The organism is Pantoea sp. App145 (genome assembly GCF_047947045.1).
In the GTDB taxonomy this organism is placed as follows: Bacteria; Pseudomonadota; Gammaproteobacteria; order Enterobacterales; family Enterobacteriaceae; genus Pantoea.
Window position 1 is genome coordinate 311508 of the sequence record NZ_CP133294.1, and the last position, 22633, is coordinate 334140.

Annotated in this window: 26 protein-coding genes; 19 read left to right on the top strand and 7 right to left on the bottom strand. The window is 52.3% G+C overall.

Annotated features, from left to right (window positions below):
• Positions 1-771 carry a hypothetical protein gene (locus tag RCF31_RS27980; RefSeq protein WP_416414647.1) on the bottom strand — a complete coding sequence of 257 codons (771 nt, stop codon included), beginning with the start codon at positions 769-771 and terminating at the stop codon, positions 1-3.
• A 475-nt stretch (positions 772-1246) separates the two neighbouring features.
• Here RCF31_RS27980 and RCF31_RS27985 point away from each other — a divergent pair, with 475 nt between their 5' ends.
• The 14 genes from RCF31_RS27985 (at position 1247) to RCF31_RS28050 (ending at position 15282) form a co-directional block, all read left to right on the top strand.
• A complete protein-coding gene (locus RCF31_RS27985) occupies positions 1247-2959 on the top strand; it encodes a nitrilase-related carbon-nitrogen hydrolase (RefSeq protein ID WP_416414648.1) in 1713 nt (570 codons plus the stop codon).
• A gap of 17 nt (positions 2960-2976) precedes the next feature.
• Positions 2977-4143 (top strand): transporter substrate-binding domain-containing protein, encoded by a 1167-nt coding sequence (locus RCF31_RS27990; RefSeq protein ID WP_416414649.1) that lies wholly within the window; start codon positions 2977-2979, stop codon positions 4141-4143.
• A 25-nt stretch (positions 4144-4168) separates the two neighbouring features.
• Positions 4169-4774 (top strand): ANTAR domain-containing response regulator, encoded by a 606-nt coding sequence (locus RCF31_RS27995; RefSeq protein WP_416414650.1) that lies wholly within the window; start codon positions 4169-4171, stop codon positions 4772-4774.
• A 382-nt stretch (positions 4775-5156) separates the two neighbouring features.
• Positions 5157-5765, top strand: coding sequence for a nitrile hydratase subunit alpha (gene nthA / locus RCF31_RS28000; protein WP_416414651.1), 609 nt, complete (start codon positions 5157-5159; stop codon positions 5763-5765).
• A gap of 10 nt (positions 5766-5775) precedes the next feature.
• Positions 5776-6093, top strand: a complete 318-nt coding sequence (locus RCF31_RS28005) for a hypothetical protein (RefSeq protein WP_416414652.1) — start codon at positions 5776-5778, stop codon at positions 6091-6093.
• On the top strand, positions 6090-6443 hold the full coding sequence (locus tag RCF31_RS28010; protein WP_416414653.1) for an SH3-like domain-containing protein: 354 nt from the start codon (positions 6090-6092) through the stop codon (positions 6441-6443). Before RCF31_RS28005 ends, RCF31_RS28010 begins: the two co-directional genes overlap by 4 nt.
• Before the next feature lie 11 nt (positions 6444-6454).
• Positions 6455-6937, top strand: coding sequence for a nitrile hydratase accessory protein (locus RCF31_RS28015; protein ID WP_416414654.1), 483 nt, complete (start codon positions 6455-6457; stop codon positions 6935-6937).
• Positions 6938-7004: 67 nt separating this feature from the next.
• Complete coding sequence (locus RCF31_RS28020; RefSeq protein WP_416414655.1) at positions 7005-8033, top strand: HoxN/HupN/NixA family nickel/cobalt transporter; 1029 nt, start codon at positions 7005-7007, stop codon at positions 8031-8033.
• 124 nt (positions 8034-8157) lie between these two features.
• The gene (locus tag RCF31_RS28025) at positions 8158-9117 is read left to right on the top strand and encodes an ABC transporter permease (RefSeq protein WP_416414656.1); all 960 of its coding nucleotides are present in this window, start codon (positions 8158-8160) and stop codon (positions 9115-9117) included.
• Entirely contained in the window at positions 9114-10145 is a 1032-nt protein-coding gene (locus RCF31_RS28030) for an ABC transporter permease (protein ID WP_416414657.1), read from the top strand. The genes RCF31_RS28025 and RCF31_RS28030 overlap by 4 nt, the downstream gene beginning before the upstream one ends.
• A 42-nt stretch (positions 10146-10187) precedes the next feature.
• Positions 10188-11411: a sugar ABC transporter substrate-binding protein gene (locus tag RCF31_RS28035; RefSeq protein WP_416414658.1), complete on the top strand. Its 1224-nt coding sequence runs from the start codon at positions 10188-10190 to the stop codon at positions 11409-11411.
• 54 nt (positions 11412-11465) lie between these two features.
• Positions 11466-12986, top strand: a complete 1521-nt coding sequence (locus RCF31_RS28040; protein WP_416414659.1) for a sugar ABC transporter ATP-binding protein — start codon at positions 11466-11468, stop codon at positions 12984-12986.
• Between the two features lie 256 nt (positions 12987-13242).
• On the top strand, positions 13243-14226 hold the full coding sequence (locus RCF31_RS28045; protein ID WP_313685761.1) for a DUF1852 domain-containing protein: 984 nt from the start codon (positions 13243-13245) through the stop codon (positions 14224-14226).
• A 27-nt stretch (positions 14227-14253) separates the two neighbouring features.
• Positions 14254-15282, top strand: coding sequence for a methionine synthase (locus RCF31_RS28050; RefSeq protein ID WP_416414660.1), 1029 nt, complete (start codon positions 14254-14256; stop codon positions 15280-15282).
• A 75-nt stretch (positions 15283-15357) separates the two neighbouring features.
• Here the strand turns inward: RCF31_RS28050 and RCF31_RS28055 are convergent, their stop codons facing one another.
• The 3 genes from RCF31_RS28055 to RCF31_RS28065 all read right to left on the bottom strand — a co-directional run bounded on the left by RCF31_RS28055 (position 15358) and on the right by RCF31_RS28065 (position 17968).
• On the bottom strand, positions 15358-16188 hold the full coding sequence (locus tag RCF31_RS28055; protein ID WP_416414661.1) for an oxidoreductase: 831 nt from the start codon (positions 16186-16188) through the stop codon (positions 15358-15360).
• Positions 16189-16268: 80 nt separating this feature from the next.
• Positions 16269-16946 carry an NAD(P)H-binding protein gene (locus RCF31_RS28060; RefSeq protein WP_416414662.1) on the bottom strand — a complete coding sequence of 226 codons (678 nt, stop codon included), beginning with the start codon at positions 16944-16946 and terminating at the stop codon, positions 16269-16271.
• An 11-nt stretch (positions 16947-16957) separates the two neighbouring features.
• Entirely contained in the window at positions 16958-17968 is a 1011-nt protein-coding gene (locus RCF31_RS28065; protein ID WP_416414663.1) for a helix-turn-helix domain-containing protein, read from the bottom strand.
• Between the two features lie 196 nt (positions 17969-18164).
• On the opposite strand from RCF31_RS28065, the gene RCF31_RS28070 reads away from it, so the two are divergent.
• Both RCF31_RS28070 and RCF31_RS28075 read left to right on the top strand, forming a co-directional pair.
• Positions 18165-18482 carry an ArsR/SmtB family transcription factor gene (locus RCF31_RS28070; protein ID WP_299453397.1) on the top strand — a complete coding sequence of 106 codons (318 nt, stop codon included), beginning with the start codon at positions 18165-18167 and terminating at the stop codon, positions 18480-18482.
• Positions 18479-19006 (top strand): rhodanese family protein, encoded by a 528-nt coding sequence (locus RCF31_RS28075; protein WP_416414664.1) that lies wholly within the window; start codon positions 18479-18481, stop codon positions 19004-19006. The genes RCF31_RS28070 and RCF31_RS28075 overlap by 4 nt, the downstream gene beginning before the upstream one ends.
• A 235-nt stretch (positions 19007-19241) precedes the next feature.
• On the opposite strand, the gene RCF31_RS28080 is transcribed toward RCF31_RS28075, so the two are convergent.
• Positions 19242-19613 carry a VOC family protein gene (locus tag RCF31_RS28080; protein WP_416414665.1) on the bottom strand — a complete coding sequence of 124 codons (372 nt, stop codon included), beginning with the start codon at positions 19611-19613 and terminating at the stop codon, positions 19242-19244.
• Positions 19614-19782: 169 nt separating this feature from the next.
• The gene (locus RCF31_RS28085; protein ID WP_416414666.1) at positions 19783-20679 is read right to left on the bottom strand and encodes a LysR substrate-binding domain-containing protein; all 897 of its coding nucleotides are present in this window, start codon (positions 20677-20679) and stop codon (positions 19783-19785) included.
• A gap of 100 nt (positions 20680-20779) precedes the next feature.
• On the opposite strand from RCF31_RS28085, the gene RCF31_RS28090 reads away from it, so the two are divergent.
• Genes RCF31_RS28090 through RCF31_RS28100 form a run of 3 tightly spaced genes read left to right on the top strand, consistent with a single transcriptional unit; the run spans position 20780 to position 21977 of the window.
• Positions 20780-21088: a carboxymuconolactone decarboxylase family protein gene (locus RCF31_RS28090; protein WP_416414667.1), complete on the top strand. Its 309-nt coding sequence runs from the start codon at positions 20780-20782 to the stop codon at positions 21086-21088.
• Entirely contained in the window at positions 21088-21477 is a 390-nt protein-coding gene (locus tag RCF31_RS28095; RefSeq protein WP_299453379.1) for a tautomerase family protein, read from the top strand. The genes RCF31_RS28090 and RCF31_RS28095 overlap by 1 nt, the downstream gene beginning before the upstream one ends.
• Entirely contained in the window at positions 21474-21977 is a 504-nt protein-coding gene (locus RCF31_RS28100) for a DUF4865 family protein (protein WP_416414668.1), read from the top strand. Before RCF31_RS28095 ends, RCF31_RS28100 begins: the two co-directional genes overlap by 4 nt.
• A 123-nt stretch (positions 21978-22100) precedes the next feature.
• Here the strand turns inward: RCF31_RS28100 and RCF31_RS28105 are convergent, their stop codons facing one another.
• Positions 22101-22586, bottom strand: coding sequence for a cold-shock protein (locus RCF31_RS28105; protein ID WP_416414669.1), 486 nt, complete (start codon positions 22584-22586; stop codon positions 22101-22103).
• Between the last annotated feature and the right edge of the window lie 47 nt (positions 22587-22633).

Sequence of the window (22633 nt, forward strand, 5' to 3'; positions counted from 1 at the left end):
TCAGGCGTGCGGTGTATTGCGCGATGTCGGATAAGACATGCTGGACACGCTAATTAAAATCACCATGGCAATCAGGAAAATAATATTCACCGGTGTCGTGCCGTAGCCCAGCCCCCCTTCTTTAATCGGTTGCGAGAATAAATCCGCCAGTGACGCACCGAGCGGGCGTGTCAGGACATACACCGTCCAGAAACAGGCCACACTACTGAACACCGCCAGCCGCCACAGAAAGCAACAGATGGCAATCAATACCGCGAACACCAGCGTGGTGGACAAATATCCCAGTCCCAGTTTCTCTGCCAGAGCATCCCCGAGCGCCGTACCAAAAGCAAAGGTGATCATGATAGCTAACCAGTAATACAGCTCCCGGCCAGTGGTATTAATAGTGGCGAATTCCAGCGTGCCTTCGGTGCGATGCCAGAACATCAACACCATGACTAATGCCGAGCCAAACATGGCAACGGAATAAAGTAGTGGAACCTGAAGTTGATCAGTTAAATAGTCGGTAATCAGCGTGCCGGTAATGCTTACCAGTAACACAGTCAGCCAGTAAAGCCAGGGAATATAACGATCTGATTTCAACTGAAACAACAGCGTAACGACAAACAGACCTGCGACAATAATTGAGGTATGGGTCAGTCCAAATCCTAAACCAAAGTTAATCCAGTCAGCCCCGGTTTCCCCCACCGTTGTTGACATCATTTTTAGCACCCAAAACAACAAGGTAACCTGTGGAACTTTAGTTTTTAGTTCGTTTAATGTGTCAGTCATCATGGCACTCCCCATCAGCGTATTGTCGCTATGATGACGAGTGAAACTTAAAACACCCTTAAAGGAGGTTAATTATTGGGGAACAGCTGAAACGGCAGAGAGAGGAAAAAAGTCGCCCTCTGCCGTTGCATATCAGCGTAAAGCGGGTACCGAACCGCGCGATAAATCGCGCCGCTACGGATCCGTGCGGTCATTGACCTGCCGAATAAAGAGTGATTAACGCACCCGCCTGATGCATTTTCGCTGCTTTTTTGCACCAGCACTGTGCTTATGAAAAACACCGAGCCTGACACAAACACATAACTTCATGATTTTTCATCAATATTAAATCTGGCATTCAATTTGCTTAACAAAATCATCGCATAGTCAAACGTTTTCAGACGTCGATCGCTAAGTTATCAGCATACGACCAGGCAAAGATGCCCCATTGTCCTTAACCGGCAATGGGGCTTTTTTTTTCTCAAGGAGCAAGACAATGATTAAAGAGCACCTGTCCGTTGCGGCGATTCAATTTGAACCGCAGCAATTCCGCAAAGAAGAAAATATTCAACGTTTGTGTGCCCTGGTGGAAGAGGCGGCACGTAATGGCGCTCAATTGATTGTCATGCCCGAAATGGGCACCACGGGCTATTGCTGGATGGATCGGGAAGAAGTGGCTGATTTTGTCGAGACCGTACCCGGTACGACTACCGCACGCTTTACGCAACTGACTGCCCACTATGGCTGCTATCTGGTGCTCGGTATGCCGGAAGTGGATAGCGTTACCGACCTGTATTACAACACCGCAGTGCTGATCGGCCCTGAGGGTGTCATCGGTAAACACCGCAAGACCCATCCTTATATCTCAGAACCTAAATGGGCCGCCAATGGCGATCTCGGTCATCAGGTCTTCGCCACGCCGATCGGTAATATCGCCCTGCTGATCTGCATGGACATCCACTTTATCGAAACTGCAAGGCTGGCCTGTGTGCAACAGGCCGATGTGATTTGCCACATCAGCAACTGGCTGGCGGAACGTACCCCGGCACCTTACTGGATCAATCGCGCCTATGAAAATGGCTGCTACCTGATTGAAAGCAACCGCTGGGGTGCCGAACGTGGCGTTCAGTTCAGCGGCGGCAGTTGCATCATCGACCCGGATGGCAACGTTCAGGCATGGCGAGACAGTGGTGATGGCATTGTGTATGGCGAATTATTGCCGGAAGTGATGCTACGCTCGCAGTTAACCCGCCGTCGCCCGGAGTTGTATAAAAGTTTAATGACGCACACCTTTATGTGGAATCCGCTCGATTTCTTCCGGCTTTACGATAAATTCCCGCTGCCGACGGGCAAACGCTCGCGTATCGCCGTGGCGCAGTTTACCCCGGTAAGCAACGTAGCAAGCAATCTGACCACCATCACACACTGGGCCACTGCCGCCGCACAGGCTGGCGTGGAATTGTTAACCCTGCCGGAATACAGCCTGACCGGGCCTTATCTTTCCTCAGAGAGCGCCATTACTCAGCAGCATCCGGCCGTTCATAACCTGATGGCACTGACGGCTCGCCTGCGACTGTATCTGGTGCTGGGAATGGCAGAGAAAGATGACGAAAATAACTGCTACAACAGCGCATTGCTGATCGGCCCTGATGGCCTGGTCGGGCACTATCGGCAGACCCACCTCAGTGATGCCACCCGCCACTGGGCGCGCGCCGGTGATTGCTGGAAAACCTTTGACCTCCCCTGCGGCCGCGTGGGGCTGCTGTTGGGTGAAGACCTGCTGTATCCCGAAGCGGGACGGGTATTATCGATGCAGGGTTGCGATATTATCGCCTGTCCGGCCACGCTGGCGTTGCCGCCTTCGATGCCCCATCCGGGAACCGCAGTACCGCATAATTTTCCGATATCCACGGCGGCCTGCGATTACCACTGGCTGTTACCCCGTGTCAGAGCCGGTGAGAACAATGTTTATCTCAGTTATGCCAATGCCGATGCCAGTGGATTGAGCGGCAATTTTGGCCCGGACACCTTCGCCTGGCCACGACAGGAAACGCTGATTACTGATGCCGAAGGCCTGGCGTTACTCGATATCGATACCAGCAACCTTGCCTCCGGTTATCCCACCAATGTGGTACGCCGTAAAGATCTGGTGGCGATGCGTCAGCCACATTATTACCCCTTGTTGATCACGGTGGCAGAAGCGGATTAATGGAGAGGAGAACGCGCATGTCAGCAAAAGAAGCCCCTTTCGCACCGCGTGAGCGCAGGTGTAAGTCCACCATTCCGGTCGGCATTCTCTACTCGGTGTCCGGGCACTATGGCAGCATTGGCCGCGAGATGCTGAACGGCATTATGCTGGCGATTGAAGAGGTCAACGCCGATGATAGCCTGGACTTTTCCCTCGCACCGATCGTCTGCGATCCCGGCTGCCAGCTGGAGAATTACTATCGCTATTGCCGTGATTTGCTGCACAGCCACGGCGTGAAACATATTGTCGGTTGTTACACCTCGGCGTCGCGCAAACTGATCCTGCCGCTGGTGGAGGGGGCAAACGCCCTGCTGTGGCACACCGCTCGTTACGAGGGATTTGAAAGCAGCGACCATGTGATGTATCTCGGGGCGGCCCCCAATCAGCATGTCCTGCCGATGCTGGATTATGTCTTCGCACATTATCCGCGCGAGGTTTATCACGTCGGGTCTAACTATATTTGGTCCGAAGAGATCGACCGCATTACGCGCGAAACGGTGGAAGCCCGCGGTGGAAAAATGATCGCCAGCGAGTTTCTGCCGCTGGGGGAAACCGATGTGCTGCCAATTATTCAGGACATCCTGGCGCGTCGTCCGCCGGTGATTCTGATCACGCTGGTCGGCATCTCCGCCTATCGCTTCTTCCAGCTGTGGAAAACGATGATGCCGGAACATCCTTTCCTGCGTGAAGCGGCTCCCGCGCGCCTGAGCCTGACCCTGTGTGAGCGTGAAGTGGCGATGATCGGGGCTGAAGCGCTGGAAGGTTGCCTGGTATCAGCGGTCTATTTTCATAGCATCGCCAACGCGCAAAATGAACAGTTTGTCGCCCGATATCACCAGCGTTTCGGTGAACAGGCCACCACGACTGTCGATGCAGAGGCGGCATGGATGAGCGGCCATTTTCTGGCAAGAGGTATCCAGGCCAGTGGTAGCGATGATCCTGCGCTGGTAAAGGAAGCGATTTACGGCTATGAACTGATTGCGCCGAACGGGGTAACCCGGATTAATCGCGAAAACAACCATGCCAGCCTGACGCCACGCCTGGCGCGCATCGGGGCGGATGGTCAGTTTCACCTGCTGTGGCAGGCAGCTTCGCCTGTGACACCGGACCCGTGGTTAACCTGGTCCGATTTGTCCCGTCAGTAACCGGTCGCAAGGGGGTAAGCTGCATATGCAAAAGCAACTGATGGTGGTGAGAGGATTACGCATCGCACTCATTGGCTGTCATACCCGTGACGAAAATGCGTTGCTGCTCCAGTTCCAGCGGCTGGGGATCGCGGGCGACAGTTTTAGCTATTTCCACCCGACTATTTTTGATGCGCCATATGACGGCATGATTTTTGATTCGGATAATCGGGCGCTGATCCAGAGCATGGAACAAAACAGCTGGCCCACACTGGCAAAAATTGCGCTGCTGGGTATGGAAACCCCTTCACGGGTTAAATGGGTGATCGACCAGAACATCAATGGTTATTTACGCAAACCAGTTAAAGCTGAGGGAGTGCTATCGACCCTGATTCTGGCGCGCCATGATTTTCAGCGTCAGAAGCAATTACAGGACCAGTTGCAGCAATTTGAACACCGGCATCAACTGCGACGTTTTTTATTATCAGCGCAATTATTACTGATTAAAGAGTTTAATTTTAGTGAACAATCCGCCTATGCTTTATTACGTCAACTGGCAACCGAACAGCAAAAAACGGTGGAAGAGTTCTGCCTGATAGTACTTGCTAATCCGGAGGCCTGGATCAGGCATATAAAATTATTATCATTGTGATGGCATCGCTATTTCGCACCAGCAGAGTGATGGCGCTGCACTAAAAATGCGCAACAGAAATAATCTTTTATTATGTCCTGATGACTGATGTCAAGGATCATGTATAACATCATGTTTTAAAACATAAAAATGAACTGGATCAAAGATTATTTTTATGGCATATATATTGCTTAGTTAAAGACGTCATGTGATATTCCTGTCACGCTAAATTGGTTTGCTGCTTTTTTAATATTTTCGTTCGCCTGCTTCATAAATAATCTGACAATGGCAAAGATGCCCCTGTAGCTCGCAAGAGCTTAGGGGCTTTTTTTTTGCGAAAAATAATCCCGCGCCAGTGAAATGGTTCACGGATTGCGTTACCAACAGAAAATGAGGAAAGACAATGAGCACTATCACCGAGCCCACAACACCCCCGAATATTCCGACGCTGCGGATTAAGGCAATTCAGTCGTTATTAATTGAGAAGGGCTACATCCAGGCGGACGCCGTCGATGAAATCATTGATATTTTTGAACATCGTTTTGGCCCGAAAAACGGCGCCAAAGTGGTGGCGAAGGCCTGGACTGACCCGGACTATAAACAGCGCCTGCTGACCGATGCCACCGCCGCCATTGCCGAACTCGGTTTCACCGGCCTGGAAGGCGCGCATATGTATGTCGCTGAGAATACCGCGGACGTCCATAACATGGTGGTGTGTACGCTGTGCTCTTGCTATCCGTGGCCCACCCTTGGCCTGCCACCGACCTGGTACAAAGCCCCGCAATACCGCTCCCGCGCCGTGATCGAACCGCGCAGCGTGCTGGCGGAATTTGGTGTCACCCTGCCAGCCAGTGTCGAAATCCGTGTCTGGGATAGCAATGCCGAGATTCGCTATATGGTGCTGCCGCAGCGCCCCAGCGGCAGTGAACATTTAACTGAAGCGGAGCTGGCAGAGCTGGTCACCCGCAACGCCATGATTGGCAGCGATCTTTTACCTGCAGTGCAATCCTGAGGAGATCCTGATGAATTCGATTCATGACGTTGGCGGTATGCATAACCTGGGGCCGATCCAGATCGACCTCAACGAGCCGGTATTCAAAGCGGAATGGGAAAAACAGGTATTTTCCACCATCGGCCTCTATTTTGCCGGTGGACTCTGCCCGATTGATGAGTTTCGTCACGCCATTGAGGTGATGGATCCCAGTGAATACCTCAGCACCCCTTATTACGTGCACTGGTATCACGCCATGGAAACACTCGGTATCGAAAACGGCCTTTTCACGCGGGATGAGCTGGAAGCCAAAGTGAAACAACTCGCCGCTCAGGAGACTCAGGCATGAATATTTTAGAGAAAGAGCAGGTCTATGCGGCAGTAAAAACCAATCCGGTGTATGTGCGTGAAACCACCCTGCCGGTGCGTTTTGCACCCGGTGATAGCGTGCGGGCGAAAAATATCCACCCAATCGGCCACACCCGTTTACCGCGCTATGTCCGTGGACGTAGCGGGACCATCGTGCAATACCACGGTTCGTTCGTATTCCCGGACACCTATGCCCATGGCAAAGGCGAAAAACCGCAGCATCTGTACAGCGTCCGTTTTGAGGCGGAAGAGTTATGGGGAGACGCGGCAACCGAAGGTTCTGCGGTCTACCTCGACCTGTGGGATGACTACATCGAGCCAGTAGCCTGAGGAGCATAGCCATGACGTTAATGTCGATGACACTGGCCCCAGAGGCGGCCACTGAAGAACCTGAAATGGCGTTCGGCGAACCCTGGCAGGCGGAAGCCTTCGCCACCGCCCTGCAACTGTCGCAAAACGGGGTTTATTCATGGAGTGAGTGGGTTGAAGCCTTTGCCACTACCATCCGCGAGCAACCACAGCAGCCCGGGGAAAGTTTAGGCGAAGCCTATTATCGCCAGTGGCTGACCACGCTGGAAATGATGTTGCAACACAAAGCGCTGGTCAGTGAGCAGGATGTGGAGGATCGCCAGGCGCTGTGGCATCTGGCTTATCTGCATACTCCGCACGGGCAGCCGGTACAGCTCGATCGGGTGGCGCACATTATCGATCCCTGCTCAACGCTGAAAGGCGTGCAGGACGATCATGACCATCATCATCATCATCACCATGGGCACCTTCATGGCATCCCAACGCCGATCACTATCGTGCCGGGAAGTCGTTAATGTTCGGAGCCGCCACGTCTGGCGGCCTTCCCTGCCATGTTGATACCACAATTTACAGGTGATACCGATGAATACAGCTCTATCGTCAACGCGTCTGAAAGGTCTGTGCTGGGGCATTGTTGTGATCAATATTCTGGCCTGGTGCTGGGCATGGGTTGAGTTTCGCACGCAGCCCACGCTGATGGGTACCGCACTGTTAGCCTATATGTTTGGCCTGCGCCATGCCGTGGACGCCGACCATATCGCGGCTATCGATAACGCGACGCGCAAACTGTTGCAGGAAGGGCGCTCAGCCGAAAGCGCCGGTGCGTTCTTTTCGCTGGGTCACGCTGCCGTGGTCATTATCAGCTGCTTATTTGTGGCGTTAACCGCCAGCGCGCTGGATAAGGCGTTGGGTGATGCGAAGGAAATTGGCAGCCTGATCAGCACTCTGGCATCTGCCGGATTTATGCTGGTGTTGGCCTTCGCCAATCTGTCGATTTTGCTGTCAGTGTGGAAAACCTTCCGCCAGGCCAAAAACGGCGGCACCGTGGTCGCGGATGACCTGGACATGCTGCTGAACCGTCGTGGCTTGCTGGCACGCCTGTTCCGGCCGTTGTTCCGGTTGGTTTCCCGTAGCTGGCATCTGTTTCCTATCGGCTTTCTCTTCGGCATCGGCTTTGATACCGCCACGGAGATCGCCCTGTTTGGCCTCTCCTCGGCACAGGCGGTGGGCGGGATCTCCTTCGCCAGCATCATGGTGATGCCCGCACTGTTTACCGCCGGGATGCTGCTGGTGGATACGCTGGACGGAATTCTGATGGTCCGAGTGTATCGCTGGGCCTTTGTCCGTCCGATCCGCAAGCTGTATTACAACCTGACCATTACCATGATGTCGGTTGTGGTGGCCTTTTTTATCGGCGGGATCGAGGTGCTGAGTTTGCTATCAGACAAGATGGCGTTTACCGGCCTCTTCTGGCGCGATGTGCAGGTCCTGACCGATCATTTCAATACGCTTGGCTACGCCATTATTGCCCTGTTCCTGATTAGCTGGGGTGTCTCCGCCCTGATTTACCGCCTGAAACGCTATGACGAAGTCGATGTTAACTTCGAATAGCCGCGACGCAGGCCTGCTGTCACGCAACGGGTAATTCACATCTTCGCCGTTATCTAAAGGATATTCGGATATGAGTTCACTCTCGTCGGGTCTTGATCCCAGGACCCCAGGCTCCCCTCGGCCTGTGAAAAGAGGTTTGACCGCCCCCAACGGGGCCGTGCTGGCCGTGGTGTTGTATGTGCTGATGTATCTGTTGTACGGCTGGTCCGAACCCGATGCCTTTAGCGCTTACGCGATTGGCAATCTGGTGAATAACGCGGCTCCGCTGGCGCTGGCAGCCGCCGGACAAACGCTGGTGGTGCTGGCAAAAGGCTTCGATTTATCGCTGGTTGGGGTGATTTCGATTGCCAACGTTCTGACCGCCGTCTTCCCGTTTGAGGGACCGCTCGGTGCCTGCTTCAGCCTGGCCATGTGTCTCGCCGCCGGGGCGTTGATTGGGCTGGTGAACGGTTATCTGGTGGCGTGGCACGGCGTGCAGAGCATTGCGGCCACCCTTGGCACCATGATTGTGGCGCAGGGTATCGCCCTGCTGCTGCTGCCGGTACCGGGCGGCAGCGTGTCGGCGTTTATCAGCGACACGCTGACCGATTCCCTGTGGCAGGTTTTGCCGATCTCGGGCTTGTTTCTGCTGATATTCGCCCTGATCTGGCTGGTGATCAAACGTACTGATACCGGTACCGCTATCTATGCCATCGGCGCAGATGAAACTGCCGCAGGTCTCTCTGGTGTCGCGGTGCGCTGGACGCGTTGCAAAGCCTTCATTCTGGCGGGTTGTTTCTATGGCGCGGCCGGTTTCATGCTCAGCGCGCAAACCGCGACCGGCGATCCCAATGCCGGGCAACCGTTCCTGCTGCTGTCCTTTGCGGCGGTAGCGCTGGGTGGCACCAGCCTGAGCGGGGGTCGTGGCGGTGCGTTTGGCTCGATGGTGGGCGCGGCGGTACTGCTACTGATGCAGAAAATGTTGTTCGCGCTCGGCGTCTCCTCGTTCTATATCGGGTTTTTCCAGGGCGTGCTGCTGATCCTGTCGATTGTCTCCAGCCATTTACTTAACCGACGTGCGACGAAAAAAGGAGCACCGGTATGAACAAAGCAACCATAGCCCGCGCGGAGATCAACCGCGACGATCGCCGCAGCGGTAGCCGTCTGAATGCCGATTTCATTGCGCCAGTGCTGTTATTACTGCTGACCGTGGTGATGATTCTTGCCTCACGCCTGATAAGCCCGGCCCTCGGTTCCTGGTCGCAGGTGATGATGATTATCACCCTCGCCTCATTTTTACTGGTGGTGGCTTTTGGTCAGGGACTGGTGATTCTGTCCGGGGGGATGGATCTCTCCGTCGCCTCGTTATTCATGTATGGCGGTGTGATGGCCGCAGGGATGATTGGCGAGAATGGCAGCAATACGTTGTGGATGCTGCCGTTAATTCTGCTCTCTGCCGCCGCGATTGGCGCTATCAGCGGCCTGGGCATTACGCTGCTGCGCATTCCGCCGTTCATTATGACGATGGGGTCCGGCATCATCGTGGCTTCACTGGCGCTGGGGGCAAGCGGTGGCAGTACCCTCGGTGCTTCGCCCCCGCTGCTTTCGGCCGTGGTAAAAGGCAGCCTGTTCGGTATCCCCGGTATTTTGCTGTTCTTTATCGTGTTCAGCCTGCTGGCGCTGTTGCTCCAGTCACGCACCCTGTTTGGCCGCCAGCTGTATGCACTGGGTGGCAACGGACGTGCCGCCGCCATTAGCGGTATTCCGGTGGGCAAGGTAACGGTACTGGCGTATGCCCTGAGCGGCTTATGTGCGGCACTGGGCGGTGCACTGCTGACCGGCTATTCCGATGGTGCCACGTTGCGTATGGGTGATCCCTATTTACTGCCCTCAATTGCCGCCGTAGTGGTAGGTGGATCCTCCATCCTCGGCGGCAAAGGAACCTTTATCGGTACGCTGGCAGGCTCGCTGTTTTTAACCACCGTCGATTCGGTGATTGCTGCGACCGGATTAGACCAGGGCTGGCGCTTAATTGTTTCCGGCTTAATTATTCTGCTGGCGCTGTTATTCCAGTCCGGCTCCATTAATTCTATTTTAATTTTATCAAAGAAAATCGGTGCCTTTTCTAAATAAATGTAATACCTGAACGCTAACATTCTATTTTCTGGAGTCATTATGTCCTTTCAAACACGTGTAAAAAAATACGCGGCGTTAGCCTGCGCCTGCATGCTGATGGCCGGAACGGTTTCCGCTGTTCACGCCGATGAACCGCCGAAGAAATACAAAATATTCCTCAGCTTAAGTTATAGCGGAAATAACTGGATGAGCGAAACCGCAAACATTATAAAATCACTCGCAAAAACGCCACCTTATGACAAGATGGTGGACCTGACCGAGGTGATTTCCGGCACCGATCCGCAGGCGCAAATCTCCGCTTATGAAAGTATGATTGCGGCAAAAGCGGATGGCATTATTAGTTTTCCTATTTCTCCCACCGCATTAAACCGGGTTATTCGCCGCGGTTGCAGCCAGGGGGTGAAATTCTTTATGTTTGACTCCACCGTCACCGAGAAATGTGCCTATAACGTCAGTTATATTTCGGCGGGTGCGGGTGAAAACATGGCTCAGGAACTGGTCAATGAATTAGGCGGTAAAGGGAAAATATTTATGAACCGTGGTGTGCCTGGCACCTCGGTGGATAAACGTCATTACGATGGTGCGATGCATATTTTTAAACAATATCCAGGCATCCAGATTGTCTCCGAATATTATGGTTACTGGGACGATCGTATTAGCCAGCGCGAAACCGCGAAAGCGCTTGCCGCCCATCCTGATGTCAATGGTATCTGGTCAGAATTGGGTGAAGCCGGGGTGCTGAACGCCGTTGCGGACCGCAAAGGCAAGATGATCCCGATTATGGGCGAAAATATGAACGGGTTTCGCTTAGGCTTCCTGAATGCGGATTATCGCAAACGTGGGCTGAGTGGCGTATCAGCCGGTTCGCCGCCTGCCACCGCTGGTTATGCTTTCAAACTGATGATGGAAGTCCTCACCGGTAAGCGCAATCTGCCGCCGACCAACATCGAATATCCATTGCCGTGGGTTACCGCCGATCAGGTCAAAATGTGTCAGGACGGAAAAATCACTGAGGGTTGTAATGTGTTCCCGGCCAATATGGTGCCGGAAGGATTCTCCGCCGAAATCTATAACCCGGTGTATTTGCCTGAGGTCTCACTCGATTCAGCTCTGAAGGGTATCCCTACGCCAGGCACCACTATCCAGCCTCTGCCTGCCGCTATTGTGAAGGCTGCCGATGAACCAGGGATCAACTGTGATCGCTGCCAGGCCGCACCGGATGAATACAAGCTCACCAAAGTGAAGCCAACCGTCACCCCATAATTTTGCCTGACGTCGCCTGATGGTCTGCTGCCATCGGGCGACAGGAGACGCACCATGCAACATGCCATGCCGCAAGGCATTCACCTTTCATCTGTCGCCAAATCCTATGGTCCGACCGTCGCGCTGGAGGAAGTCAGCATGACGCTGCAGCCGGGTCAGGTGCAGGCTATTCTCGGTGAAAACGGTGCCGGAAAATCCACGCTGGTGAAAATCCTCTCCGGCGTAGTTGCCCCCAATAGCGGAGCCATGACAATGGACGGCGAGACTTACGCGCCGCATTCCCTCCAGCACGCCCGCAGACTCGGGGTCAGCACCGCATTTCAGGAACTGAGCCTGTTGCCTAATCTCAGCGTGGCGCAGAATTTTTTTCTGCCCCATGCACCGAAGAATGCATTTGGCCTGCCCGCGCGCAAACGCATGCAGCAGGAAACCGAAATCATTCTTAATCAACATGATGTCTTCGATATCTCGCCGCAGGCCAATGTCGAAAGCCTGTCATTAGCAGCGCGTCAGCGGCTGGAGATCGTGCGTGCGATGCACCTCAATCCCCGCCTGTTGATCCTCGATGAACCGACCGGGGCGCTGGCTGATGTGGAGTGGTTATTCCGTCTGGTGCGCCGCCTGACGCAACAGGGCAGTTCCGTGCTGTATATCTCGCATCGTCTGGCTGAAATTCGTGCCATCGCCAGCCATGCCACGGTGCTACGCAGCGGAAAAAGTATCGAAACCGTCGATTTATCCGCCGTCAGCAATGATGATATTTTCGCCCTGATGGTGGGCCGCCGATCCAGCCAGCGCTCGACCACCCGCCGTCAACCCGCCATCGCAGCGCACCTCCCCCGCCTGGTGACCAATGACTTGAGTAGCAATGCCTTTGCGGATGTCTCGCTGGAACTCCATCAGGGCGAAATACTGGGCGTGGCAGCCCTTGAAGGACAGGGGCAGCGGGAATTGTTTCGTACCCTTGCAGGCCTGATGAAACCCGGCAGCGGACAAATACAACTGGATGGGCATGTGGTCAATTTACGCCACTCCCGTGAGGCGCTGAATTTGCATAGCGGGATAGCCTTTGTGCCGGAAGACCGTAAAAGCGAAGGGATTTTTCCCACCCTGTCCACCGCTGCCAATGTGACGCCTTCGGTGCTGTCGCGGTTTACCCGGCTGGGCCTGATTAAACGCGATGCCGAAGACGAGGCAATTGGTTGCGTCGCCCCGCGCGTGGAGCTCAGCACCCGCTACCTGAATTTTAAAATTGGCACCCTGTCCGGCGGCAATCAGCAAAAAGCACTGATTGCGCGGGCGCTGCTGTCCGGGGCGAAAACCTTGCTGTTATTCGACCCAACGCGCGGTGTTGATGTCGGAACTAAAGAAGTTATCTATCAGGCGATTCGTCAGTTTGTGGCGGATGGCGGTTCGGTGCTGGTTTACTCCACCGATCTACCTGAATTACAGGCGCTGGTCGATCGCTGTCTGGTGATGTACCACGGGCGCGTTGTCGCAACGCTGGAACAACAGGATATGGATGAGAACCGGATGGTGGGTTTAATGACTGGGAATAATCTGGGGGTGGATTAAAAACGAAAGCCGGGTGCGGGCTGCTGTCAGGCTCGTGCCCGATTCACTGACAGGGAACCAGAACATGAAGATGACTCATGTTCCATTGAAATTTAATCACTTTTCCTCATACAACTCTTCTGGCATAAAAGATGCATTGTTAACTTCAAAACAATATAAAGGCAACTGATTGAGAACGCCCGCCATCAAATTGGGCAACACTCAAAAGACAAGAAAAAATCAGGCTTTATATTGGATACCAGGACACCAGATCACCATGAATAAGCATTTTTCATTTACGGTTAAAAGCCTTCGTTTCGACGAAAATTATAACCCCTCCCAAAACACTCGCATCACCACCAACTTTGCTAATCTGGCCAGAGGGGATAAACGTCAGGAAAACCTGCGCAACGCCCTGGTGATGATTGACAATCGTTTCAATTCTCTGGCGCATTGGGATAACCCTAATGGCGATCGTTATGCTGTCGAGCTGGACATCATTTCTGCCGAGTTGAATATTAACCTCGAAGGCCATGGCAACGCCTTCCCGGTGATTGAAATCCTGAAAACCAATATCGTTGATAAAAAAACTAATCAACGTATTGCAGGCATTGTAGGGAATAACTTCTCCTCCTATGTGCGCGATTATGACTTTAGCGTCGTATTGCCTGAACACAATAAAAACCAATCCGGATTCGCCACGCCGGAAAACTTTGGCGATCTGCATGGCAACATCTTTAAGCAGTTCGTTAATTCAGACGCTTACAAAGAGAACTTTAATAAGCCACCGGTTATCTGCCTGAGTGTTTCCAGTAAAAACACCTATCATCAGACGGGAAATCAACATCCGGTATTGGGCATCGAATACCAGCAAGATGAACTCTCCCTGACCGATCATTATTTCGCAAAAATGGGCTTGCAGGCACGTTATTTTATGCCACCGAATAGTGCTGCGCCTTTAGCATTCTATTTTTCTGGCGATTTGCTCAGTGATTACTCGAATCTTGAACTGATCAGTACCATCAGCACGATGGAGACTTTTCAAAAGATTTACCGCCCTGAAATTTACAACGCGAATTCGGCTGCAGGGCAATGCTATCAGCCAAACCTGAAGCACCCGGATTATTCGTTAACCCGCATTGTTTATGATCGAGAAGAACGTAGCCAGTTGGCTATTGAGCAGGGAAAGTTTACTGAAGAGAACTTCATCAAACCATATCAAACTGTGCTTGAGCAATGGTCTGCTACTGCCGTTCTTTGATTAACCTAAAATAAAAGGTCACCTGTGATGAAAAAGTTATTACCCACTTCAACTGCCGGCAGCTTACCCAAACCGTCCTGGCTGGCACAGCCAGAGACACTGTGGTCACCCTGGAAATTAGAGGGTGAGGAATTAATTGACGGTAAACAAGATGCTCTGCGTTTGTGCCTGGAGGATCAACTCAAAGCCGGTATTGATATTGTCAGTGATGGCGAGCAAACACGTCAGCATTTTGTCACGACCTTCATCGAACACCTCAGCGGCGTTGATTTTGAAAAACGTGAAATCGTTAAAATTCGTAATCGCTATGATGCGAGCGTACCCAGCGTCGTGGGTGAAGTGGCGCGCCAGAAACCGGTATTTGTGGAAGATGCCAAATTTTTACGTCAGCAAACCACTCAGCCGATTAAATGGGCGCTGCCAGGTCCGATGACGATGATTGATACCCTCTATGATGGGCATTATAAAAGTCGCGAAAAACTCGCCTGGGAATTCGCCAAAATTCTTAATCAGGAAGCCAGAGAATTAGAAGCTGCTGGTGTCGATATTATCCAGTTTGATGAGCCTGCATTTAATGTTTTCTTTGATGAGGTGAATGACTGGGGGATTGCTGCCCTGGAAAAAGCCATTGAAGGGCTTAAATGTGAAACGGCTGTGCATATTTGCTATGGCTATGGCATCAAAGCCAATACCGACTGGAAAAAGACGCTGGGGACCGAGTGGCGTCAATATGAGGAAGTTTTCCCCAAACTGCAAAAATCAGATATCGATATCATTTCACTGGAATGTCACAACTCTCGCGTGCCAATGGATCTCATTGAGCTTATTCGCGGTAAAAAAGTGATGGTTGGCGCCATTGATGTGGCAACCAATACCATTGAAACAGCGGAAGAAGTGGCGAATACCATACGCAATGCATTGAAGTTTGTTGACGCCGATAAACTCTATCCCTCTACCAACTGTGGCATGACGCCTTTATCTCGCCGGGTAGCCAGAGGCAAGCTGAATGCGTTAAGTGCTGGCGCAGAAATCGTGCGCAGAGAACTGCTGGGCTAACATAGCCGGGCAGATGAAGAAAACTCAGTCCGGGGTGAGCGATATGATGCAACCGGACTGGGTCACAATGTTACGTCAGCGGGTCTGACTGAGAATGATACGGTCGAATAGGCGGTCACCCAGCCAGACGCGCATACGGATCAACATCTTTGCAAATTTACCGGCCGCATAGCGTGTGCGTGGGTTGCTGCTGTTAACCGCTCGCGAGACCACCTCCGCGATAAGGTTCGGATCACTGCCTTTACCCTGTCCGTAAGTGTTTTTGATCGACATAGCCACCCTCTTCACCAACTGACCATAGGGTCCGCTGGCCGAACGTTTGACGATACTGTCACTGGCACCCTCACCGAAGCCCGTCTCTATCACTCCCGGTTCGACGATCACGACCTTGATACCAAATCCGGCGACTTCCAGACGCAGGCAGTCTGACCATCCTTCCAGTGCGTGTTTGGTTGCGTGGTACCAGGCACCCAGGATGCTGTACATCTTTCCACCCATCGAGGTGATGTTGACAATGCGCCCGCTGCGTCTGACGCGCATCGCCGGGAGCAGCAGCTGCGTGAGCCGTGCTGCACCGAACAAATTCACCTCAAACTGGTAGCGAGCCTCATCAATACCGATCTCTTCTACCGGCCCGTACAGGCCAAATCCGGCATTGTTGACCAGCACATCGACACCACCAGTCTGCGCCAGAATCGTGTTTACGCCGGATACAATCTCTTCATCTTTGGAAATATCCATCCGCAGTGGCTGTGCTCCGAGCAGAGCCAGATCAGCCATTTTCCCGACACTGCGGGCAGCCACGTAGACCTGATAGCCCTCCTCGATCAAACGACGAGCAATGGCCTTGCCCATGCCTGACGATGCGCCGGTAACCAGCGCGGTTTTGTTTTCCTGAGTAAACATAGGCACCTCGTTAAGTGAACTGCCCCCAGTTTGCCTCAACACAGACCGGATCTATCTTGCACTACGCGCCAGAGCGCTTGCTAAACGCGCCCGGATTTCCCCAGTTTGATCATCTGGTCAGAAGCCAGCACAACAACACCCGTTGTGGTGGGCACCTGCTGTGCCAGCGCCCGGGCAACAGCCAGCGCCTCGATGGGCTTATAAGCACCGGGCAGAATGGGAGATAGCAGCCTGGCGATCGGTATGAAAATAAGTTCTCCCGGACGTACTGGCTGCCCCAGCCCATCACGGGAGTCAAGCAGCAAAGAGGGCCGCGCAATCACCAAGGTGGTAAACGGCATGGCTCTGAGCGCCTGTTCCAGTTCACCTTTCACGCGGGTGTAAAACATGGATGATCGCGCATTGGCGCCACCCGCACTGACCAGCCCTACCCGGCTTACGCCTGCTGAAAGCGCCGCCCGGGCAACCGCCATGTTGGCATCGAAATCCACCGCCCGGAACGCCTCCCGGCTCCCCGCGACTTTAATCGTTGTTCCCAGAGCAAGGTAGGCTTCATCGGCACGGGGCAGTTGCGGCAAAGAAGCAAAATCGACCAGGTGGACGGTTAACTTTGGGTGGCTGATTGCCGGCGGTTTCCGACTCAGCGCATGAACGCATGCAATATCCGGATCGTTTAGCAAAATTTGCAGCAGCTTGCCCCCCACCAGGCCGGTAGCACCCGCAAGTAGCACAACGCGTTTTTTTTCTGACATCATCATCGTGTTCTCTTTTAATTGAGACGCAGGGATCCCCTGACAGTTTCCGGAGTCTGGCCAGTCCAGGCCATAAATGCCCGATAGAATGAATTAGGGTCTTCAAAGCCAAGCAGGAACGCAATCTCGTAGCCAGATAGACTGGTATTGCACAGATAATGGCGGGCCAGGTTTTCCCGACAGCCGTTGATCAGGGTGCGGAAATTGTCCCCCTCCTCCTCAAGCCTGCGCTGAAGGGTGCGTTTGCTCATACCCAGACGTTCTGCTGTTTTCTCAATAGTCGCTTCGTTAGCCGGCAGCAGTTCCAGAAGTACCGCACGCACCCGTTCGGCGGTTGAAGCCGTTGCATCCAGCTGACTCAGACGACGTCGCAGCTCAGGCTCAAATATCTGCCACATGCCTTCATTCACCGTCAAAAATGGTCGAAGTGCATCCGTGGCGGAAAAACTGATGGCTGGCTTTTCACCATACTGCACAGCGATACCGAAGAAACCTGCAAAGTGGCGGGCCGCAATTCCGGAGGGAAGCTGAGGGAGCATCACTTTCAACGCCTGAATAGGTTCACGGGTTGCCAGCCGCAGCAGTCGCAGGAAGAAGGCAAGCTCTGCCACTTGCAGAGACAGGGGTATACCTGTCACGACTGACAACCAGCGCGGTGATACGGTCAGGACACCGGTTCGATCCACCGCGGTCTCCAGCACCATCGGCGCAATCAGCTGCTTATATCGTGCCAGTCGTTGCATCGCCTGCATCATATTGCTGCTGCAAAGCGCGGCGAAAAGCGGAGGATCGAAAACTTCGGTGGTGACCATTTCTACCAGCCGTAAGGGAAAAGCAACATCATTCGCTTCCGTCTCCAGTGCGCGCCAGAAACGAAAATATTCGTCAGTATCGAGTCCGCGCTTTGTTCCTGAAAAAAGATCGTCGGGCAAACCAGCCTTACGCAATACATGTTCAGGCTGCATGCCTGCGTCTTTCAGCAGCGTTCTCCAGCCAATATCGAGTGAGAAAGTGCGGTTACGTGCCATGGTCAGATTTCCAGGAATGAATGATCTTCGGATATGAAGCGGGTTTCAGGTAACAGCATAACGTTTCAATCCGGGCAGTAACATTCATAACACGCCACTGGTGTGGTAAAGCGCGCCAGGCACTGAAATCTTTTGATTGCATGTGAGTGTCATTTGATTTAGATTTTTCTAAATTTAGATAATGCTAAAGTAAAAAATGAAAGAGACTCAGCTGTTCCAATTACAGGAAAGTGCCCAGCTTGCAACCACGCTGCTTAAGTCGATGAGTAACAGCAATCGGCTATTGATCCTCTGCATTCTCATTGATAAACCCGGCACTTCGTCAGGGGATTTGGGGCAATTGACCGGCTTAACGCCTTCTGCAACCTCTCAGCACCTGGCGAAAATGAAAGAAGATGGTTTGATTGAGTCTGAGCGGGTGGCGCAAAGAGTGAACTATTTCATCAAAAACGATGCGGTGAAAAAAGTCATCTCCACGTTAAAAGAGATTTACTGTCCGGAGGATTTCAAATGACGCCAGAATCGGTATCACCGCTCGAAGCCAAAAAACTGATTGATCAAGGGGCTGTGCTGATTGATATTCGGGACCGCGCTGAATACCTGCGTGAACACATACCGCACGCGCACTCGCTTCCGCTTACCGAGATGACGGCAGGTAAAACGGTGGAGGGTGCAGAGCAACAGCCCGTCATTTTTCATTGTCAGGCAGGAATACGCACGGCCCAAAATGCCAGCGCGCTCATGAAAGCGGCAAGCCCTGCGCAGGCTTTACTGATGACAGGCGGCATTAACGCGTGGAAGAGCGCCCACCTCCCGACTATCGAAGACAAAAAACAACCGTTGCCTGTCATGAGGCAAGTTCAGATTGTTGCAGGCACACTGATTCTTATCGGCGTGGTATTGGGATATACCGCTGATAGCAGACTGTTTTTACTTTCCGGCTTTGTCGGTGCAGGTTTACTGTTTGCTGGAGTGAGTGGCTTCTGTGGCATGGCGAGTTTACTGTTAAAAATGCCCTGGAACAGAACGGAGAAATAGCCATGAATTTTATTCCCTTTGATAAATCCAAGAGGGGAGGATCCATCATGTCCGTATCTGGCACGAAGCTGCCCATCAAGAAGTTAGGCAGGGTAGCTATGAGCGACTAACGGAAGCGCCTGCTCTAAAGCGAATGTCTGCGCCTTCATTCATCAACAACATCACCCAAATTTTTTGTTCTGACTGTCCGGTCGCCCTTTACAGGCGACCTTTTTGCGTAGCAATCTGCCCTTAATTACTGATTCAGAATCTGTCCAACATCGATACGATTCCCATCTGGATCAGCGAAGACAAACGCCCGTATGCCATAATCTTTATCTTGTATGCCTTTGATAATTCTGGCACCAACATTCTGACATTGGCTATAAAGTACATTTGCATCATCGACAAGAAGGTGCGCGACAGGAAAGGAAGGGGCTTTGTACTGTGGTTGAAGAGTTAAATGTAATTCAGCGTCTTCACGTCTTAGTATCACGAAGCCTACAGGGTCTCCATTTTCAAAAACATTTTTGAAATTGAGCCCATTTATGTAAAACGCTTTGGAAATATTGATATTTTTGACTGGCAATACGGCTGCTATACGACCAAATTTAATTGGATGCTGCATGATCAACCCCGTGGTTGTTAATCAATAGCATAGCGCTGGGCGGTGCCGTAGCTAAGCGACTGGGCGGTGCCAGGTGATTGATAAGGATATGATATTTTTTCCACATGTGGAATTGAAACCTATGTCGAGCAGTAAATGGTTCTTAACGCTAATGCTCCGCGCCGTTGTGTTATTGATGTCCGTTCCTGGCACTTAGCAGCGCTTCTTCCATGAGTTGCCCCAGCACCACCTGCGCTCCATGAATGGCTTCATTTCCCAGCCCCTGCTCCAGCGTAATACCAAGATTCCCCGGTGAGGGCAAAATACTCCCGGCAACGCGCAAGTTACCGGGCATTCCGATACGTGTTCGCACGGTGATACCCAGCCCTGCCTGCAACGCCGCCCAAATGCCACTCAAGCTTTGGCTGACAAATACCACTTGCCAGGCGATGTTCGCCCGGTCCAGACATTCGATGGCACGGGAACGCATCAGGCACGGGCTTTCAAGCATCACCAGCGGTAATGGCATGCCCTGCGCCAGCAGCGTACTGATATCCAGTTTTGGGTGCGTTATCCACTCCAGCGAGCACTGACCGATCAATTTGCCTCCACGCTGCGCATTCTCCGGTTGCCATAACAGCGCCATATCCAGCGCGTTATCATTGATCGCATTCAGCAATCCCCGGTTGCGATCGACGCGGGCAATAATACGCATCCCCGGATGGTGGCGTTTGAACTCACCAAGGATGCCCGGCATAAGCGACTCGCCAAAATCTTCCTGCATACCAATACGTATTTCACCCTGCATCAGCTTGCCATTCAGGGCTAGCAGCGCTTCATCATTTAGCGCTAACAACCGACGGGCATACCCCATAATTATCTCGCCATTATGGGTCAACGCCAGATGGCGGCCATTCCTGACCACCAGATCGGCACCGCACTGCTGTTCCAGTTTTTTAAGCTGTGCGCTTACAGCCGAAGTTGAACGGCAGAGGCGATGTGCCGCCTGCGCAAAGCTGCCGCACTCGATGCCGGTCACGAAACTGCGCAGTGCATCCAGGTCGAGCGTCAAAGGAAGTTTAGTCATCATCATCCTGAAATTCGGGATAGTAAGTCTTAATTAATTCAATTTTCAGGATCAAAATATCGCGCCAGAATGACTTCACTGTCAATACGGAGTAACAACTATGACGAAGTCCCTTGATCGCGAAACCCTGGCCCGTGTTGCGCCGAAGTTGGCCGAACTGAGTCAGGATTTACTTTTCAATGATATCTGGCAACGTGAACCTCTTTCCCCGCGTGAACGTAGCTTAATTACGCTTGCAGCCCTGACGGCTCTTGGCCGTATCCAGCAGTTGCCATGGCATATCCGCTTCGCGCAACAAAATGGCCTGAACCGTGAAGAGCTTGTTGAAACTTTCACGCACCTGGCATTTTACGCGGGCTGGCCTGCGGCGGTTTCCGCCCTCGAATGCCTGGAAGAGGATAAACACTGATGCCTTTCACCCGTATCACTCTGCGTCCGGGTTTTAGCGACGAGCAAATTGTGCAAATTTCCGACATTCTGCAACAAAGCCTTGAGAAAGAATTTGCCGTCCCTCCCCACGATCGCTTTCAGGTTTTCGAAACGCCAGCTGCCGGTCTGCGTGTGTTTGACCATCACTATAAAAGCACCGGTCGCAGCGACAATTTTATTCAGTTCCATATCACCGCAGGCAGGCCCCGCTCTTTCGAGCAGAAGAAGAATCTCTGTCGCACATTATGCGATCAACTCAACACGGCGCTGGATATTAGCCCGGATGACGTGATGGTGATTATTCAATTTAATACCGCCGATGAATGGAGTTTCAGTAATGGGCGATTACTCTCTGAGGAGGGATTATGATTGTGATGCAATATCGTTTTACCTTGCCCGCTAATTATGACATGACCATCATTGAGAAACGCATTGAGGAGAATGGGGCAAAGTTAAACGGCTTTTCAGGTTTGTTGTTTAAAGCCTGGCTCGTTGCCAAATGCGGTGAAGGATATAGCAATGAAAACCGCTATGCCCCGCTCTATGTCTGGAAGAATGCCAACGCGATGACCATGTTTTTACAGAGTCCTGCCTTTAAAAAGCTGACGCAGGATTTTGGCTGGCCACAGATTGAGACCTGGCTGGCGCTACATCTCCCCTGTATGGATGAGATAAGAAGCGCCAGCTGGCTATCAATAACCAAACAGAATATTCCCGCACACAGCGATCTTTCTTTATTGCCTCTTGACGGACATCTTAGCGCCTGGGATATCAGCCGCTGGCAGCTATTGCAGGTCGATTTTGGCGATGCACCGCACATGGCCAGGGAAAATTACCGCATTGGTTACATGGCAAGCGAGGCGTGGTGATGGTCGCCGGATGAAACAACCCAATGAGGGGCAAACGATGACGATAATAATGATATAGCGACATATTAAGGCCGAAATCACGCGGATTAATAACGCAGGATCCCGGCACAGGGGCGGGAAGAATTATTTCAGCTTGAGCATTTTTACCGTGGCTTCCACGTCAATCTCATCTTCCGAAAAAATTAACGTTGTTCCCTGGAAAGTGGTGATCGCCAGTTTTTTCTGTGAGCGCAATTCAGCGGGTTCAGCAGCTGCTTTCGGTCTGATACTTTTCATCAGAATCCCCACAGACAACAACGCATTTTCCTTATCGATGCGGGTATCGGCAGGCACTTCTTCGCTGTAAACCAGGTAAGACTTGATCGACGTGAGCTTAATGCGCTCACCGGCAATAAAAATATATTTGCTTTCCGGTACGACTTTCACCGCATAGGCTGACAAGCCCTTGTTATTGGTGGTGGGTTCAAAAGTCACCGCTGCATTTTTCTTAATCAAATCAGGGTTGGCGACCTTAATCACATGAAAGTAACGGTTGTCACCGTTTTCATCTTTGATAAATCCAAAACCTTTATCCTGAAACCAGGTTGTGATCGTGCCTTTCATCGCCATTACCGCCTACTTAATTGTTTATCTACTCAGTTTTTGCAGCGCGCAGT

Excerpts from the sequence above, each read along its gene's own strand:
- RCF31_RS27980 (WP_416414647.1), bottom strand. The coding sequence starts at position 771 with ATGACTGACACATTAAACGAACTAAAAACTAAAGTTCCACAGGTTACC.
- RCF31_RS27985 (WP_416414648.1), top strand. The coding sequence starts at position 1,247 with ATGATTAAAGAGCACCTGTCCGTTGCGGCGATTCAATTTGAACCGCAG.
- RCF31_RS27990 (WP_416414649.1), top strand. The coding sequence starts at position 2,977 with ATGTCAGCAAAAGAAGCCCCTTTCGCACCGCGTGAGCGCAGGTGTAAG.
- RCF31_RS27995 (WP_416414650.1), top strand. The coding sequence starts at position 4,169 with ATGCAAAAGCAACTGATGGTGGTGAGAGGATTACGCATCGCACTCATT.
- nthA (WP_416414651.1), top strand. The coding sequence starts at position 5,157 with ATGAGCACTATCACCGAGCCCACAACACCCCCGAATATTCCGACGCTG.
- RCF31_RS28005 (WP_416414652.1), top strand. The coding sequence starts at position 5,776 with ATGAATTCGATTCATGACGTTGGCGGTATGCATAACCTGGGGCCGATC.
- RCF31_RS28010 (WP_416414653.1), top strand. The coding sequence starts at position 6,090 with ATGAATATTTTAGAGAAAGAGCAGGTCTATGCGGCAGTAAAAACCAAT.
- RCF31_RS28015 (WP_416414654.1), top strand. The coding sequence starts at position 6,455 with ATGACGTTAATGTCGATGACACTGGCCCCAGAGGCGGCCACTGAAGAA.
- RCF31_RS28020 (WP_416414655.1), top strand. The coding sequence starts at position 7,005 with ATGAATACAGCTCTATCGTCAACGCGTCTGAAAGGTCTGTGCTGGGGC.
- RCF31_RS28030 (WP_416414657.1), top strand. The coding sequence starts at position 9,114 with ATGAACAAAGCAACCATAGCCCGCGCGGAGATCAACCGCGACGATCGC.
- RCF31_RS28035 (WP_416414658.1), top strand. The coding sequence starts at position 10,188 with ATGTCCTTTCAAACACGTGTAAAAAAATACGCGGCGTTAGCCTGCGCC.
- RCF31_RS28040 (WP_416414659.1), top strand. The coding sequence starts at position 11,466 with ATGCAACATGCCATGCCGCAAGGCATTCACCTTTCATCTGTCGCCAAA.
- RCF31_RS28045 (WP_313685761.1), top strand. The coding sequence starts at position 13,243 with ATGAATAAGCATTTTTCATTTACGGTTAAAAGCCTTCGTTTCGACGAA.
- RCF31_RS28050 (WP_416414660.1), top strand. The coding sequence starts at position 14,254 with ATGAAAAAGTTATTACCCACTTCAACTGCCGGCAGCTTACCCAAACCG.
- RCF31_RS28055 (WP_416414661.1), bottom strand. The coding sequence starts at position 16,188 with ATGTTTACTCAGGAAAACAAAACCGCGCTGGTTACCGGCGCATCGTCA.
- RCF31_RS28060 (WP_416414662.1), bottom strand. The coding sequence starts at position 16,946 with ATGATGATGTCAGAAAAAAAACGCGTTGTGCTACTTGCGGGTGCTACC.
- RCF31_RS28065 (WP_416414663.1), bottom strand. The coding sequence starts at position 17,968 with ATGGCACGTAACCGCACTTTCTCACTCGATATTGGCTGGAGAACGCTG.
- RCF31_RS28070 (WP_299453397.1), top strand. The coding sequence starts at position 18,165 with ATGAAAGAGACTCAGCTGTTCCAATTACAGGAAAGTGCCCAGCTTGCA.
- RCF31_RS28075 (WP_416414664.1), top strand. The coding sequence starts at position 18,479 with ATGACGCCAGAATCGGTATCACCGCTCGAAGCCAAAAAACTGATTGAT.
- RCF31_RS28080 (WP_416414665.1), bottom strand. The coding sequence starts at position 19,613 with ATGCAGCATCCAATTAAATTTGGTCGTATAGCAGCCGTATTGCCAGTC.
- RCF31_RS28085 (WP_416414666.1), bottom strand. The coding sequence starts at position 20,679 with ATGACTAAACTTCCTTTGACGCTCGACCTGGATGCACTGCGCAGTTTC.
- RCF31_RS28090 (WP_416414667.1), top strand. The coding sequence starts at position 20,780 with ATGACGAAGTCCCTTGATCGCGAAACCCTGGCCCGTGTTGCGCCGAAG.
- RCF31_RS28095 (WP_299453379.1), top strand. The coding sequence starts at position 21,088 with ATGCCTTTCACCCGTATCACTCTGCGTCCGGGTTTTAGCGACGAGCAA.
- RCF31_RS28100 (WP_416414668.1), top strand. The coding sequence starts at position 21,474 with ATGATTGTGATGCAATATCGTTTTACCTTGCCCGCTAATTATGACATG.
- RCF31_RS28105 (WP_416414669.1), bottom strand. The coding sequence starts at position 22,586 with ATGGCGATGAAAGGCACGATCACAACCTGGTTTCAGGATAAAGGTTTT.